The organism is Candidatus Polarisedimenticolia bacterium, from assembly GCA_036004685.1.
In the GTDB taxonomy this organism is placed as follows: Bacteria; Acidobacteriota; Polarisedimenticolia; order Gp22-AA2; family AA152; genus DASYRE01.
Map to the genome: position 1 here is coordinate 48611 of DASYRE010000019.1, position 16206 is coordinate 64816.

Annotated in this window: 12 protein-coding genes; 11 read left to right on the top strand and 1 reads right to left on the bottom strand. The window is 65.6% G+C overall.

Features of this window, described 5'->3' with window-relative positions; translation table 11 throughout:
- Positions 1 to 30: 30 nt before the first annotated feature.
- Positions 31 to 1272, bottom strand: a complete 1242-nt coding sequence (locus VGR67_04660; protein ID HEV8335690.1) for a TonB family protein — start codon at positions 1270 to 1272, stop codon at positions 31 to 33.
- A gap of 149 nt (positions 1273 to 1421) precedes the next feature.
- Here VGR67_04660 and VGR67_04665 point away from each other — a divergent pair, with 149 nt between their 5' ends.
- The 11 genes from VGR67_04665 to VGR67_04715 all read left to right on the top strand — a co-directional run bounded on the left by VGR67_04665 (position 1422) and on the right by VGR67_04715 (position 15943).
- The gene (locus VGR67_04665) at positions 1422 to 1709 is read left to right on the top strand and encodes a lipid-A-disaccharide synthase N-terminal domain-containing protein (GenBank protein ID HEV8335691.1); all 288 of its coding nucleotides are present in this window, start codon (positions 1422 to 1424) and stop codon (positions 1707 to 1709) included.
- A 72-nt stretch (positions 1710 to 1781) separates the two neighbouring features.
- Entirely contained in the window at positions 1782 to 2240 is a 459-nt protein-coding gene (locus VGR67_04670) for a transcriptional repressor (GenBank protein ID HEV8335692.1), read from the top strand.
- Positions 2241 to 2252: 12 nt separating this feature from the next.
- Positions 2253 to 3551, top strand: coding sequence for a Fe-S-containing protein (locus tag VGR67_04675; GenBank protein ID HEV8335693.1), 1299 nt, complete (start codon positions 2253 to 2255; stop codon positions 3549 to 3551).
- A gap of 14 nt (positions 3552 to 3565) precedes the next feature.
- Positions 3566 to 4870 (top strand): FtsX-like permease family protein, encoded by a 1305-nt coding sequence (locus VGR67_04680; GenBank protein HEV8335694.1) that lies wholly within the window; start codon positions 3566 to 3568, stop codon positions 4868 to 4870.
- Positions 4871 to 4993: 123 nt separating this feature from the next.
- Complete coding sequence (locus VGR67_04685; GenBank protein ID HEV8335695.1) at positions 4994 to 6211, top strand: ABC transporter permease; 1218 nt, start codon at positions 4994 to 4996, stop codon at positions 6209 to 6211.
- 1 nt (position 6212) lies between these two features.
- Positions 6213 to 7316: an ATP-binding cassette domain-containing protein gene (locus VGR67_04690; protein ID HEV8335696.1), complete on the top strand. Its 1104-nt coding sequence runs from the start codon at positions 6213 to 6215 to the stop codon at positions 7314 to 7316.
- Positions 7317 to 8010: 694 nt separating this feature from the next.
- The gene (locus tag VGR67_04695; GenBank protein HEV8335697.1) at positions 8011 to 9141 is read left to right on the top strand and encodes a TolC family protein; all 1131 of its coding nucleotides are present in this window, start codon (positions 8011 to 8013) and stop codon (positions 9139 to 9141) included.
- 14 nt (positions 9142 to 9155) lie between these two features.
- The gene (locus VGR67_04700; protein ID HEV8335698.1) at positions 9156 to 10319 is read left to right on the top strand and encodes an efflux RND transporter periplasmic adaptor subunit; all 1164 of its coding nucleotides are present in this window, start codon (positions 9156 to 9158) and stop codon (positions 10317 to 10319) included.
- Positions 10319 to 13405 (top strand): CusA/CzcA family heavy metal efflux RND transporter, encoded by a 3087-nt coding sequence (locus VGR67_04705; protein ID HEV8335699.1) that lies wholly within the window; start codon positions 10319 to 10321, stop codon positions 13403 to 13405. The genes VGR67_04700 and VGR67_04705 overlap by 1 nt, the downstream gene beginning before the upstream one ends.
- A gap of 16 nt (positions 13406 to 13421) precedes the next feature.
- The gene (locus VGR67_04710; protein ID HEV8335700.1) at positions 13422 to 13763 is read left to right on the top strand and encodes a P-II family nitrogen regulator; all 342 of its coding nucleotides are present in this window, start codon (positions 13422 to 13424) and stop codon (positions 13761 to 13763) included.
- Positions 13764 to 14059: 296 nt separating this feature from the next.
- Entirely contained in the window at positions 14060 to 15943 is a 1884-nt protein-coding gene (locus VGR67_04715) for a heavy metal translocating P-type ATPase (protein HEV8335701.1), read from the top strand.
- Positions 15944 to 16206: the final 263 nt, after the last annotated feature.

The window sequence follows — 16206 nt, forward strand, 5'->3', positions numbered from 1 at the left end:
ATGCGGACGGTCGGCGGACGGCGGCTGCCTCTAAGGCAAGGATGCTTCGACGAACCGGCCCGGGAGGTTGACGTAGACGCTGACGGGGGCCTTGCCCATGACGGCGGGGGCGAAGACCATCCTCCGGGCCGCGTCCAGGGCCGCCTGGTCGGCGAGAGGACTTCCGGTCGAGACTTCGAGGCTCACGTCGGTCACCAGGCCGTTCTCGTCGATCGACAGGCGCAGGAGCGGCTCGATCTCGGGCGGCTTCGTGCCGGGCGGCAGCGGGATCGGGATGGCCGCCGCGGGAGGCGTGATCTCCTCGGTGATCTGCCTGGGCGTTCCCGGGGCCGAGGTGGGCTCCGGAGGTCCGCCGCGGCTGCCGATTGCGAAGCGCGCTTTGATGGCCTTGCCGTCGCGCTGGGCCGGGGTGAACCTCCACTTCTTCACGGCCGCGGCAATCTCTGGGGCGTGTTTCACTTGCAGGTCCGCGAACCGGACGTCCAGGACGGAGCCGTCCTCGCCTAACGAGATGTCAAGAGGAGTCCGGGGCCACGCTTCGGTGCCCAGCGGCTTTCTCGCGCCTCGGACGAGCGCCGGCGCCGTCCAGCGCGTGCTCCCCGGATCCCATGCCTTCGGCTTGTCCGGCCCGGAGAGGACTTCCCCGCTCGGCTCCTGCATGAACGCGTAGGAGTAGATCGGCTTCGTGATGCGCATCTGTTTCAGCAGGACGCGGATCGGGACCTTGTGGAGGGGGTTGTCCTTCAAGTCCCGCGGCAGGTCGGCGATTCTCCGGGCGACGTCGAGGCCTTCGGTGACCTCGCCGAAAATCGTGTACCTCCCGTCGAGGCGGGGCAGGTTCTCGATCGCGATGAAGAACTGGCACGACCCGGAATTTGGATCGTCGTCCCGGGCCATCCCGACCGTCCCGGGCTTGTAATGGAGGTGGGTGCTGAATTCCGCCTGGAGCCGGTGGTCGCCCTCGCCGTCCCCGTCGTTGCTCCGGTCCGCGTCCTTGGAGTTCGGATCCCCCCCCTGGATCACGAAGTGAGGAATCACCCGGTGGAACGTCGTCCCGTCGTAGAAGTGCTTTCGGATCAGCTCCTTGACGTAGGAGACGTGGGAGGGGGCCTCCTCGGGAAAGAAGCGGAGGGCGATCGTGCCCAGGGGGGTCGTGATCACCGCGATCTCCTCCCGCCCCCGCATGGGCTTGCGCGTCGCGGGAGCTGCGGAGACTGAAGCGAGAAGCAGGATTCCCGCAGCGAACAGGAGGCGTGCGAAAAATCGGGACATGATGTTGTAGCTCGCCTCAGCGGTTCCGTGAATGATGTCGAAGGCATTCTAGAAACCTGGTCGTTCCCTTGTCAAGAAACCTGCCCACCGCGATAATCGGGCGGCGTTCGGGATGACGATCCCCGGTGGAGGGCGTTGAAGGAGGAGCGATGAGCGAGCCGCTGATGCTGGTCCTCGGTTACACCGCGCAGGCGTTGTTCGGCGGGCGGTTCGCCCTGCAGTGGGTGGTGTCGGAGCGCTCGGGGCGAAGCGTCGTCCCGGCGGCTTTCTGGCTCTTCAGCGTCGCCGGCGGGATCCTGATGCTCCTCTATGCCGTGCTGCGGAAGGATCAGGTCTTCATCCTCGGCCAGGCCCTGGGACTGGCGATCTACGTGCGCAATCTCACCCTCCTGCGCCGGGAGAAGACGCTCCGGGATCCCGGCCGGCTCGGCCCCTGAGCCGGCGTTTGACAGACTTCCCGCCGCCCGCCCATAATTTGAGAATGATTCGCAATTCATAAGGAGGTCCTCATGGACGCCGCGGGCCGCTTCGCGCGCTACCTCGCCCTGCACGATCTGAAGATGACCCGCGCCCGCCGCGCGATCCTCGAGGAAGTCCTCTCCATGCCGGGCCACTTCACGGCCGACGACATGCTGGCGCATTTCCGGAGCAAGGGAAGGCTCGTCGCCCCGGCGACGCTCTACCGCACGCTGGCCCGCCTCGTCGAGGCGGGGCTCGTCCACCGGATCCCCATGAACCGCGGGCAGGCGCGGTACGAGCCGATGCTGGGCCGCTCGCATCACGACCACATGTTCTGTGTCGCCTGCGGCAAGATCATCGAGTTTCAGAGCCGCAAGATCGAGCGCATCCAGGACGAGGTCTGCCGGCGCAAGAAATTCAGGCTCCTGGAGCGCACGCACCAGCTCCGGGGCCATTGCCGCGATTGCGCGCGCGGCGACCGGTCGCGCCCGCCCGAGACGCAGGGCTGAGGCGGGAGCGCCATGTTCGAGTCGCTGGTCATCACGCTGCGCGAGGGGATCGAGGCCGCTCTGGTGGTGGGCATCATCCTCGGCTCCTTGCGCAAGTCGGGGCGGGAATCGCTCGGCCGATCGGTCTTTCTCGGCCTGACGACGGGGCTGATCGCGAGCGTCGTCTGCGCCGCCCTCTTTTCCGCCCTGAAAGTCTCCGAGGAGGCCTACGAAGGCTACCTGATGATCGCCGGATCGTTCTTCGTGATCACGATGGTCATCTGGATGTGGAAGACCGCCAAGGGGCTCAAGAAGGAGATCGAGACGAGGGTGGATAGGATCTCCCACCGCAGCGGCGGCGCGGTCGCCGCGGGGCTGTTCCTCCTCACGTTCCTGTTGGTCCTGAGGGAGGGAGTGGAGACGATCCTCTTTCTCGGAGCCGCCAATCTCACGAGCGACGCGCTGCTTTCCTTCTTCGGCGCCGCGGTCGGGCTCTCTCTGGCGACGCTCTTCGGAATCGCCTTCGTCCGGGGAACGGTGCGCGTCGATCTCGGGCGTTTCTTCAAGGTGACCGAGATCGTCCTGGCCCTCCTGGCCGCGCAGCTCCTCATCGGCGGCCTGCACGAGCTGGGGGAGAAGGGGACGATTCCGGTCGGCGAACGGGAGATGCGCCTGATCGGGCCGATCGTGAAGAACGAGGTCCTGGTCACGGTGTCCTTGCTGGCCCTTCCCTTGATCATTCTTCTGGTTCCGGGGCGCGGCGACCGGGCGCGGGCCCAGAGCGCCGGCTCCCTTGAGGGGCCCGAGCGCCGGCTCGCCCTGGCCCGGATCCGCCGGGAGACCCTCTGGCGGCGCCTGCTGGCGACCGCCGGGACGCTGGTGATCGCCTCGCTCGCCGTCTCGTACGCCTTCTCGCGGCTGCCGCGCGGCATCGATCCTCCGGCGCTGCTGACGGCCGGCTCGGGCGGCGAAGTGCGCGTGCCGAAGGCGGGGCTCGACGACGGCCATCTCCACCGCTTCGGCGTCCGCCTCGAGGGGACGGTCGTCCGGTTCTTCGTGATGAAGTCGGGAGCCAAGCTGGTGGCCTCGTTCGACGCCTGCGAGGTCTGCGGGGCGTACGGCTACGTGGAGATCCGCGGACGGCTCGTCTGCCTGGCGTGTGCCGCCGACATCAACGTGGGCACCCTCGGCGCGGGCGGAGGGTGCAACCCGCTGCCGCTCGCGTACCGCGAGGAAGACGACGCGATCGTGATCCCGATCGACGCGCTGGCCAAAGAAATCCCATCGTTCCGGGCGGCGGAGAAAACCGAGGCCGCCCCCCCCACCTACTGAAGGCGGACATCTCCTTGTTCCTTCAGATCCTTCGCGATTCCCTCTTCCGGCAGAAGCGCCGCAAGGCCGTGATCCTCTTCTCGGTGGCCCTCGGCACCGCGGCCGCCGCGGCGCTGGGGAACATGGCGCTGGACGTGGGAGACAAGATGAGCCGGGAGCTGAAAGCGTTCGGGGCCAATCTCTCCGTGGTGCCGAAAGAAACGGTCCGCCCGGTCCGCATCGGCGGCGAGGACGTCTCCGCGCTGCGCGTCCCGTCCTATTTCGCGGCGGATCAGGTGCTCAAGGCGAAGGACAATTTCTGGAAGAACAACATCCTGGCCATCACCCCGGTTCTCGACGTCCGCGCCCGGGCGGCGGGCAGAGCGATCACCATCCGGGGAACCTGGTTCGAGAGGCGGATCGCGCTGGACCGGAAGGGCAGCGGGGAGTTCCTCACCGGGATCCGGACCCTGAATCCCTACTGGAGAGTGCAGGGGGATTGGCCGGACGACGGGACGGACGAGGGCCGGAATGCCGCGCCTGCCCAGGCTCTGGCCGGATCGCGGCTCGCCGAGACGCTCTCGCTGCGGCCGGGGGATCGGCTGGACGTGGAGACGGAAAGCGGCCGGACGACATTCCGCATCGCAGGAATCCTCACCGGCAGCGACCAGGAGGACGAAGCCCTGCTCGCCCCCCTGGAAGCAGTGTGGCGCATGACGGGGGACGCCGGCCGCGTCTCCCGCATCCTGGTCAGCGCCCTGACCACCCCCGAGAACGCCGTTTACGAGAGAATGGGGAAGAACCCGAAAGACCTGCCTCCCGCCGAGTTCGAGAAGTGGTCCTGCACCCCGTTCGTGTCGTCGATCGCCTATGAGATCGAGCGCGCGCTTCCAGGCTCCGACGCGCGGGTGATTCGCCGGGTGGCCGAGTCGGAAGGGAGGATCCTGGAGCGGATCTCGGGGCTGATGATCCTGGTCACGCTGCTCGCGGCGCTGGGGGCCGCGCTCACGGTCACGAGCGCGCTGACGACGAGCGTGTTGGAGCGGCGATCGGAGCTCGGGCTCCTGAAGGCGATGGGCGCCGGGAACGCCAGGGTGGTCGGCCTTCTCCTGGCGGAAGCGGGCCTACTGGGATTGGTCGGCGGGTTGATCGGCGCGGGCGGCGGGGCGCTCCTGGCGCGTTGGCTGTCGCTTTCGGTCTTCGGGATTCCGGTCGGCATCCGGCCCCTTTCCATCCCGCTCGCCATCGCGGCCGCCCTGGTCATCACCTTCTCCGGCTGCGTCCTGCCGGCCCGCCGGATCATGCGACTTCGCCCCTTCGAGCTGCTCCGTGGCCTTTAACACCTGTTGCGTCCTTGAAGTGACGTCGACGTCGAGGCCTTCGAGGCGCCCGGATCGCAAGGCGCGACGAGGGGCCGCCCAGCCGTGGCGGTACGCAAGCGGGGCGCGACACAGCGAGGCGGGATGGATCGAGGGGCGCAGGTGACGGGATTCCCGAGACGCGGCACTCGCCGGTGGCGCTTCGGAAGGCCCGGCCACGTGGCGATGTCGTCGCGGCTGCTCCTGCGCTCGCTGCGTCTGAGAAGCTCCTCGTTCCTCCTGGCGCTGCTCGCCGTGACCGTGGGGGCGACGGTGAGCGCCACGATGCTCGACCTCAAGGCCGATCTCCGTGAGAAGATGTCGCGCGAGCTGCGGCGCTACGGCCCGAATCTCCTGGTGACGGCTTCGCCCGGCTCCGACTCCCGCACTCTGGACGAGGGGAAGGCCCGGCGCATACCGGCCCTTCTTGCCTCGCAAGTGCCGGACGTGATCGTCTCCCCTATCCTGCTCTCGGGCGGCATGGCAGCCGGATCGGCGCGGGCTGCCGCGGCCGAGACGGGGGTGGCGGGCGTCGACTTCGAGACCCTCGCCCGCTTGAATCCGTCGTGGCGGCTCGAGGGATCCTGGCCTCGATCCTCCGAGGACGCCTGCCTGGTCGGCTCGTCGCTCGCGCAGGTCCTCGCGCTCCACGCGGGCGACGACGCGATCGTCACGATCGGCGCGGCGCGTGAGCACCTGCGGGTCGCGGGAATCCTCTCCACGGGCGAATCGGAAGACGACGAGATCCTCGTCCCCCTGCCGCTGCTCCAGGAGCGGCTCGGGCTCCCGGGACGCGTCTCGGTCGCGGTCCTTTCGGTGGATGGCGGGGCGGCTTCGGTCGCCCGCGCGGCGACCCGGATCCAGGACGCGATTCCCGGCGTCTCCGCCCGGCCGCTCTGGCAGGTCGCCGCGCCGCAGGGGGCCTTGCTCGGGACGCTCGACACGCTGATGCTCTTCCTCACCGTCGTCGTCCTGGTTCTTTGCGGCCTGTCGGTGATGACGACGCTCCTGTCCATCGTCCTGGAGCGCCAGGAGGAAATCGGGCTGATGCGCTCGCTCGGCGCGGGAGATGGAGAGATCCTGACGATGTTCCTGGCGGAGGTCAGCCTTCTGGCGATTCTCGGGTCCGCCGCGGGCCTGGCGCTCGGAGCGGGCGCCGCCCGGCTGGTGGGATACCGTCTCTTCGGGGCGGCCATCGAGCCGCGGGCCGTCGTCATCCCCCTCGTCCTGGCCGTCTCTCTGCTCCTGTGCTGGAGCGCGGTCATCGTGCCGCTGCGCCGCGCCCTCGCCATCCAGCCGGCCGCGGCGTTGCGGGGGGAGTGAGATGTCCTTCGTCCGGATCGAAGACGTCACCCGCCACTACAACCACGAGGTCATCGCCCTGGATCGGGTGAGTCTGGAGATCCGCGCCGGGGAATGGATCGCCGTGATGGGACCGTCGGGATCCGGCAAGACCACCTTGCTCAACATGCTCGGCGGCCTGGACGTGCCGAATGAGGGCCGGGTGATCGTCGACGGGCTGGATCTCACCCGGCTCACGGGTCCCGAGCTGATCCGCTACCGGAGGGAATGCGTCGGCCTGATCTTCCAGCAGTACCACCTCATTCCCTACCTCACCGCGGTGGAGAACGTGATGCTCGCCCAATACCTGCACAGCCTGGCGGACGAGAGCGAGGCGGCCAAGGCGCTGGAGGCGGTCGGCCTGGGCGGCCGGCTGCACCACCTCCCCTCGGCGCTCTCGGGAGGCGAGAAGCAGCGGGTGTGCATCGCGCGCGCCCTGACGAACCGCCCGAAGCTCGTCCTGGCCGACGAGCCGACCGGGTCGCTGGACGAAGAGAACCAGCGGGGCGTGATGGATCTCTTCCGGAAGATGCACGGCGACGGGCAGACGATCGTGATGGTGACCCACGACATCCTCGTCGGACAGCTCGCGGACCGGCAGATCCAGCTGGCGCACGGCCGCCTGGCGGGAGAGTCGCTGACCCACCATCCGGGTGAGGAGACGATCGAGCACGTCCTGGAATACCTGTGGATGAAACACGAGGGGCACGAGTCGGCGCACGTGGTGTGCGGAAAGGGATTCCACCTCGCCCAGCCGGAGCTGCTCGACCGGATGCGCGCCATGGGGATCCTGGAGCCGGGACCGGGAGACGTCTTCTCCCCGGCCGGCTATCGCCGCGCCGAGAACCTCATCCGGCGGCAGCGCCTGGCCGAGATCCTGTTCTCCCAGACGTTCCAGATGCGCGAGGAGGTGGTCGAGAAGGAGGCCTGCTACTTCGAGCACGTCCTGTCGCCCGTGATGACCGATTCGATCTGCTCCTTCCTCGGTCATCCCGCAACCTGCCCGCACGGCAGGCCGATTCCCCGGGGGGCCTGCTGCGCCGCCGCCCGGCGCGAGCAGGCCGCCCGCCATCCCGCCTCGGAGTAGGAAGCGCGGCGGCTCGCGGAGCCGCCTTCGAGAGGTTCGGCTCACGGAATTGCGACAAATCGTCCTGGGATTGACCAGAGGGCGTCCTCCGCCTAATATTGCTGTCTGGAGACTTCGATGCGTTCAGCCTCTCGCACGCTGCCAAGCGACATCTGGCGAATGCTCATCAAGAGCGCCGCAACCCTATTGCTGGTCATGATCGTCGCGGACCTGGCGCATGCCTCGTGCGACCCCTCCGAATTCTCGACTGGGAGCCTCATTACCTCCTCGTCACAGGCCGGCGCAGCGGATCCCTGTGGAACCGTCTGTGTTCCTGACTGCTTCTGCTGTTCTACCCTCGGACCAGCCCTTCTGGTTTTCTCCTTTGTGACGACCGAGAGCATCGCCGAGGCACCTGTTCCTCCCGTGTATTACCTAGCGACCGGCATCTCCCCCACCCTCGATCACATACCGATCGCCGCGCTCTAGCGATTCTCTTCCTTACCTAGCGACTGCCGCTCCCGAATGGAATGGAGTCCGATTCGATTCACACTCCATCCCCGGTGTGGTCAATGCCTAGAGTGCAATTCGCCCAGCCGCATTTTTGCCGGGCAACTCCGACAACCAGAGGACGATCTTGAAGAAAACAACACTGATGGTCCTGTTGCTTGGTTTCCCAGCTACCTTTCATGCATCGGAGCCTCGGCCGATCACGTTGGAAGAGGCGCTTCGGCTCTCGGACAAGTCCCCCGTGGCGGCCTCGCTCGGTCTGGAGGTCGACCGTGCCCAGGCCGAGGTTCGCGCCAGCGGGTTATGGCCGAACCCCGAGGTTTTCGTTTCGCGCGAGGAAGCTCTTGGGACCGTAGATCGATTTGCAACACTGGCGCTGCCGCTCCCGTTGACTGGAAGACTCTCCCTGGAAAGGTCCGCGGCCAGAAGCGCCCTCAAGGCGACGGAGGCTCGAACTCGGCTGGCCCGGGTGAGGCTGGTCCGGGCCCGTGTGCGGGAAGCGTTCCTGGAGCTTCTCGTATCGCAGGCGCGGAGTTCCAGTCTCGCAACCGGATTCTCCCGGTTGAGCGAGCTGGTCGAGGTACTGAGAGCTCGCGAGAAGGAGGGGGAAGCCTCCGGCTTCGACCGGATGCGCGCCGAGAGAGAACGAGCCGAGTTTCAGGCTGACCTTCTGGAATCCCAAGGGCAAGTAGTCCGGCCGAGAGCTGAGCTTGCCGCTCTGGTGGGCCTCCCTTCGGAGAGCCTGGTGGCCGAAGGGAACGTCGAGACGGCCCCATCCCTTCCCAGCCTGGAGGAAGCCCGAGTCGCGGTCGCAACTCGCGGAGACCTGCTCGCACTCGACGCGGAAACGGAGCGGACGGATTACCTGGCCCGAGCCGCTCGCCGCCGCGCCATTCCGGAACCTTCTCTCACCCTGGGAGCCAAGACGACCGAAGTCGCGAACGAAGCGGACACCGGAAGTGTTGCGGCGATTTCGATTCCCATTCCACTCTTCGATCACGGCCAGGGGTCCCGCGCCATCGCCCGAGCCGAAGGAGCGCTGCTTCGCTCCCAGCGTGAAGCGCTGTCAAGGCAGGCGCTGGCTGAGGCCGAAGCGGCGCTTGCCCAGGCCGCCGCTCGTCGTGAGGCTGCAGAATCCTACGCGGCCGCCGACGCTGACGAGCTGATCCGAATCGCCAGAGCCGCATACGACGTGGGAGAAATGCGGATCCTGGAGCTGCTGGATGCCTACCGGACAGCCATCCATGTCAGCCTGAGGACCATCGACCTGTACGGAGAGGCCCGACGAGCAGAGATAGAGCTGGATCGGGCCTTGGGAGCGGAGGTGGTCCGATGACGCAAGAACCGATGATGAGTTGGGCTAGAGCCTCGACGTGGGCCCTGGTCTTGACGATTGCCTCCGCCACTGGCTGCCGACAGGCCTCGGAAGCTCCCCCGAACAGAGAACTCCCAAAAGCCGACTCGCGGATCGTGGTCTTGTCCGAGGAGGTGCTGAGGGCCGCCGGTGTCAAGGTCGTTCCAGTCTCCCGGGAAGCGTTCCATCCTCACGTGGTGGCCAGCGGTGTCATCAAGCCGGACGCCCAGAAGAGCGTAGCGATCAGGGCCCGAGTCGCCGGCCGCATTGTCCAGGTGCTCGCGGATGTCGGGCAGCGTGTCAAAGCTGGACAGTCCCTGGCTCTCATTGAGGGGCCAGAGGTCACTGCGGCCCTCTCCCGGCATCGGACTGCCGCGGCTCGGGCTGCGGCTTCCCGGAAGGCTTCCGAACGGGCGGAGAGACTTCTGGAATTGAAGGCGATGAGCCGAGCGGAGGTGGAGGCCCGGAAGGCCGAAGCCGAGGCGACGGAAGCGGAGGCCGGCGCGGCCAGGCAGGACTTGGCCCGCCTGGGCCTCAATCCTGACTCCGTAACCGATTCCGACTCGCCTTCCCAGTTTTCCGTGCCCTCGCCCCTCGCGGGGGTCGTTTTGGAAAGAGCCATTTCCCCCGGGCTCTTGGTGGAGAAGGACGCTGCGCTCTTCACGATCGCCGACCTTTCGCGGGTCTGGGCGGTGGCCGACGTCTACGAAAAGGACCTGGGCCAAATTCAAGAAGAAGGCGACGTCGAGGTGGCGACCGATGCGTATCCGGGCGAAGTGTTCACCGGGCGGATCGCTCTTATCGAACCTGCCTTGGATGAATCCAGCCGGACCGCCCATGTCCGGATCGTTCTGGACAACCGGAGCGGTAAGCTCCGCCCCGGCCTCTTCGTGACGGTGGCCGTTCCCCTTCGGGGCGCTTCGGAGATCGAAGCAACCGCCGTTCCCGCCGGAGCGGTCCAGAAAATCTCCAGCCTGCCGGTCGTCTTCGTCCAGGTACAGCCGGGCCGGTTCGAGCTGCGACCGGTCGAGACGGGTCGCGAGGCTCACGGCATGATCGAGATCCGGCACGGTCTTCATGAGGGGGAGCAGGTCGTCGCCGAAGGGGCTTTCGTCCTGAAATCGGAGCTCCTCAAGGGAACCATAGAAGGGGAAGACTGATGATCGAGCGCCTCATCGGCCTCTCCCTTCGGAACCGCCTCGGCGTGACGATGGCGGCGATCGTTCTCGTCGCCCTGGGCTGGGTAGCCCTCACTCAGCTCCCCATCGACGCGATGCCCGACGTGACGACCGTTCAAGTCCAGATCCTGACCAAAGCTCCCGCTCTAGGGCCCGTCGAGGTCGAGCAGTTCATCACCCGGCCCGTGGAGAACGCGATGAGCGGGCTTCCGAGCCTCGAGCAGATTCGATCCACGTCGCGCTACGGGCTCTCGGCCGTGACGGTCGTTTTCCGGGAGGGCACCGACATCTATTTCGCCCGGAATCTCGTCGAGCAGCGCTTGTCGGCGGCGCAGGAGGCTATTCCTCCAGGGATTGATCGCCCCGAGATGGGGCCGATCACGACGGGTCTCGGCGAGGTGTTCCATTTCGTTTTGGAGGGAGAGGGGTTCTCGGCCATGGAGCTCCGAACGATTCTGGACTGGGACATCGCGTACCGCCTGCGGAGCGTTCCGGGCGTCGTGGAGGTGAACACGTGGGGTGGACAGGCCAAACAGTACCAGGTCCTGGTCGACCCGACGCGGCTTCTCGCCTACCGGCTCACGCTGCCGCAGGTCTTTGAGGCGGTGGAGCGGAACAACCTGAATCGCGGCGGTGGAATCATCGAGAAGGGGGGCGAGGGGTACATCGTCCGGGGCGAGGGAATGGTCTCGGGGATCGAAGACTTGGAGAAGGTCGTCATCGGAGTCACCTCGGAAGGGACGCCCATTCTCGTGAAGCACGTCGGCGAAGTCCGGGAGGGCCCTATGCTTCGCATTGGCGGAGCCACTCGGGACGGAGCGGGCGAAACGGTGGTGGGGATGGTCTTGATGCTCGAGGGTGAGAATGCTCGGCTGGTGGTGGACCAGGTCAAGAAGGCCTTGACCGAGATTCAGCCCTCCCTTCCCAAGGGAGTCCGCATCGTTCCTTACTATGACCGGCAGAGCCTCGTCTCCCGTGTCATCGCCACCGTCTCGCGGAACCTGATCGAGGGCGGGCTCCTCGTCATTGCCGTCCTGCTCCTTCTCCTGGGCAACCTGCGCGGCGGGCTGATCGTGGCGTCGGCGATTCCCCTCTCGATGCTGGTGGCCTTCATCGGCATGGGGCGCGCGAGGATCTCCGGAAACCTGATGAGCCTGGGAGCCATCGATTTCGGTCTGATCGTGGATGGATCCGTCGTGATGGTCGAGAACATTCTCCGGGTACTGTCCGGTAAGAGGCTGACCGACGAAGAACGCGAGGAGACCATCGCCCATGCGGCCAAAGAAGTGGGACGCCCTATCGTCTTCGCGGTCGGCATCATCCTCATCGTGTACCTGCCGATCCTGACCTTGAGCGGGATCGAAGGGAAGATGTTCAGGCCGATGGCCTGGACCGTGGTCTTCGCCGTGGCGGGATCGCTGCTCCTCTCCCTGACGCTGGTCCCGGTCCTCTGCTCATTCCTTTTGCGCGGCAAGATCGAGGAAAAGGAGACGTGGCTCCTGGGTTTGGCGCACCGAGCCTACCGGCCCGTTCTGGACCAGGCGATGACTCACCCACTGCTCACGATGGCCTTTGCCGCCTCTCTCTTCGTCTTGTCGCTTGCCGCCGGGACATTCCTGGGGGCCGAGTTCGTCCCTCGGCTTGACGAAGGCGATATCGTCATCCAGGCCTCACGGCTTCCCAGTGTCTCGCTCAGCCAGTCCCTGGCCTCCACGACCGAGATTGAGAAGATCCTGCGGCCCTTCCCCGAGGTCCAGACGGTCGTTTCCCGGACCGGAAGTCCTGAAATCGCCACCGACGTGATGGGAATCGACCTTTCCGACGTATTCGTCATACTGAGGCCCCGGCGCGAGTGGCGGCCCGGAATGAACCGTGAACGCCTGATCGCCACGATGCACGATGCGCTCGAAAAGGGAGTGCCTGGGAACGTCTTCAGCTTCACGCAACCCATCGAGATGCGCTTCAACGAATTGATCGCCGGCACCAAGAGCGACCTGGCCGTGAAAGTCTTCGGCGATAACCTTGACGTCCTGGCGCTGAAGGGACGCGAGCTGGCTGCCATTCTGGCGAAGATTCCGGGGGCCGCCGACGTGAAGGTGGAGCAGACGGCGGGGCTTCCGATGGTGCGAGTCCGGGTCAACCGGGATCGGATCGCCCGTTTCGGCGTGAGGGTCGAGGACGTCCTTGCGGCCGTGGAAGCGGCCCGCAGCGGACGTGTTGTGGGGAGCGTCCTGGAGGGAAGGCGGCGGTTCGACATCGCGGTTCGCCTGGCCGAGGGGATCGCCGCCGACCCCCACGCGCTCGGAGGCGTTCCCGTCGGAGCTCCCGACGGACGACTCATCCCTCTGGCGCAGCTGGCCGACATCAGCATCGAGGAGGGTCCGGCCCAGATCAGCCGGGAGCAGATCGAGCGGCGCATCGTGGTGGAGGGTAACGTACGCGGCCGCGATATGGCCGGTTTCGTCGCCGAGGCTCGCGCCGCCGTGGCCGCGAAGCTCCATCTGCCGTCCGGCTACTACGCAACCTGGGGCGGACAGTTCGAACATTTTGAAGCGGCGACCCGGCGTCTGATGGTCGCCGTGCCGCTTGCTCTCTTCTTGATCTTTGCGCTCCTCTATGGAGCCTTCGGCTCGCACCGACCCGCGCTTCTCATCTTCCTGAACGTTCCTTTCGCGACCACAGGCGGGATCCTGGCCCTGCTCGTCCGGGGTATGCCTTTCAGCATCTCCGCCGGCGTCGGATTCATCGCCCTTTTTGGAGTGGCGGTCCTGAACGGCGTGGTCCTGGTCTCCTTCGCGCGCAAACTGCAAGAGGAGAGCGGTCTGGGGCCCGGCGATGCCGCGCGGGAGGCCGCCATGGTGCGTCTCCGCCCCGTGTTGACGACCGCTCTCGTTGCAAGCCTCGGTTTCGTGCCGATGGCCCTGGCGACCGGTTCCGGCGCGGAGGTCCAGCGGCCCCTGGCCACCGTGGTGATAGGAGGGCTGGTCAGCTCGACCCTTCTCACGCTTGTCGTGGTCCCGGCGCTCTACCGCTGGTTCGCGCCTCGAATGCCGGCCAGCGGAATCTGAAGGAGGAGTGACTCACGTGAAGGAGATCAAGGCCCTGATCCAACCGTCCAAGCTCTATGATGTCGTGATGGCACTTCACAGAATCCCGTCGATGCCTGGTTTCATCACCTCGGACATACGCGGATTCCCGCGTGGCCATGCAGATCCTGAATCCCAGAGCCACGGGATCGATGCGATCGACAGCTTCGAGATGATGAAGGTGGAGTGCGTCGTCCCCGATAGCCTTGCTCCACTTGTGGTGGAGACGATTGCCCGCGTAGCTCGTACGGGGTACTCTCGCGACGGGAGAATTATCATCAGTGCCGTCGAGGACGCCGTCAAAATCCGTACTGGCCAGCACGGCGAGGAGGCGGTCTGAAAGCCGAGTCCGGGATTCAGTTCAAGATTCACGGGATGGACTGCGCCGATGAAGTTGCGACCCTCAGGCGCGAAGTCGCGCCTCTCGTGGGCGGCGAGGAACGTCTTTCTTTTGACATTCTGAATGGAAAGATGACTATCGCCCCAGATACGGGAAACGTATCGTCCGACACCATTCTCCGGGCCGTGGCTCGTGCGGGAATGCGGGCAGAGGCCTGGCGGGACCAGCCCGAGTCCCCTCGCGGTGGGCGATTCTGGCGGCACCAGGGACGGACCGTACTGTCCGCGGTGAGCGGCATGTTCTCACTGGCAGGTTTCCTCTCGCATACATGGATCGCCGGGGGTCTCGCGGCGGCGCTGGGTTCCGAGGGAACCGGACTTTCCCATCACGTCCCTCTCGTGTCAAAGTTCCTCTATAGCATGGGGATTCTATCGGGCACCTGGTATGTCCTGCCGAAGGCATGGTCAGCCGCAAGACGCCTCCGCCCCGATATGAACTTTCTCATGACGGTTGCTGTTCTGGGGGCCCTGGCAATCGGGGAATGGTTCGAAGCGGCCACCGTCAGTTTCCTATTTGCCGCTTCACTGGCGCTGGAGTCATGGAGCGTCGGCCGCGCCCGCCGTGCGGTGTCCGCGCTTATGGAATTGGCGCCACCCGCCGTCCGGCTGAAACGCGATGATGGAAGTGAGGAGGAAGTGCTTCCGGACAGGGTCCCCGTCGGATCTCTCCTTATCGTGAAACCGGGGGAAAGAATCCCCCTGGATGGGCGGGTGGTTCACGGTGTCAGCGAAGCAAACCAAGCGCCCATCACGGGCGAGAGCATCCCTGTTGCTAAGAATCCCGGGGACCCTGTGTTCGCGGGCACCATCAATGGGGAGGGGGCCCTCGAAATCGAAAGTACCAAACCCGCCCAGGCGACAACTCTCGCGCACATCATTCGGATGGTGGGAGAAGCGCAGAGCAAGCGCGGCCCATCGGAGCAATGGGTCGAGAAATTTGCCCGGTTTTATACCCCTGCCGTCATGGGGCTCGCCGTTGCGACGCTCTTCCTCCCACCGCTGCTCTTGGGCGGGGTCATAGGGGACTGGTTCTACAGATCGCTCGTCCTGCTCGTCATCAGTTGTCCCTGTGCCCTGGTGATCTCTACTCCGGTAAGCATTGTGGCCGCGGTCGCGGCCTCTGCCCGCAACGGCGTGTTAGTGAAGGGTGGCAAGTATATGGAGGCGCCGGCGCACTTGAAAGCCATCGCATTCGACAAGACAGGAACAGTCACAGAAGGAAGGCCCGCTGTGGTGGAGGTCGCTCCCTTGAGGGATCACGACGTGGCGGGCCTTCTCGAGCGAGCGGCCGCCATGGAGGCGCGGAGCGAACACCCCATCGCTGCGGCCATACTGGCCTTCGCACGGGGTCGGGGTGTCACGTTTCTTCCTGCAGAAGACTTTCAGATCATCGGCGGCAAGGGTGCCACAGCCCGCTTCAAGGGAAAAATGTACTGGCTCGGCTCTCACCGCTACCTGGAGGAACGAGGGCAGGAGACGGAAGACGTTCATTCAAAACTAGAGCAAATGTCCAAGGCCGGCCGCACCGTCGTGGTCATCGGGAACGAGGCCCACGTATGCGGTTTGATTGCCCTCGCCGATGGCGTGCGGTCCGAGGCAAGGCTCGCGGTTGAGGCGCTGCGCAGGGAAGGTGTGGAGCATGTGGTGATGCTCACAGGAGACAACGACGGGACGGCTCGGACAATCGCGCGGGAGACGGGCATCGACGAGGTTTACGCCGACCTACTCCCCGCGGATAAGGTAGCGGCTGTGGAGTCCCTGGTCACCCGCTATCACGATGTGGCAATGGTAGGCGACGGAGTCAACGACGCCCCGGCGATGGCCCGCGCAACACTCGGCATCGCCATGGGCGCGGCCGGCAGCGATGCCGCGATCGAGACCGCTGACATCGCCCTCATGTCTGACGACCTCTCGAAATTGCCATGGCTGATACGACATTCCAAGCACACGCTCGCAATCATCCACCAGAACATCCTCTTCTCCCTCTTCGTCAAGGCGGTTTTCGTGGCTCTGACCTTCACGGGCTACGCATTCCTTTGGTCCGCCATCGCCGCCGATATGGGGGCTTCTCTCCTCGTGACCTTCAACGGGCTGAGACTACTCCGTTCGAGGGCTCCTTGAGGATTGGCAGCTGGAGAGAGATTTGGTATCTCATACTTTTCATCGTGCTCGAAAGGGCGAACGGCCCGACTCGGACCCTTGCGGCGAGCGCGACAAGGGCACCATCCCGCAGCACTCACCTCAAAGCCTGTCTTGTTTCAAGAGACGGTGCCAGTACTTGATCCATTGGACTTCCAGGACGATCAGCAGCACGAGGGCGACGGTGATGAGGACGCCGAACAAGACAAAGGCGCAAATCTTGTAGGCCCTCGACCTCATCTCCA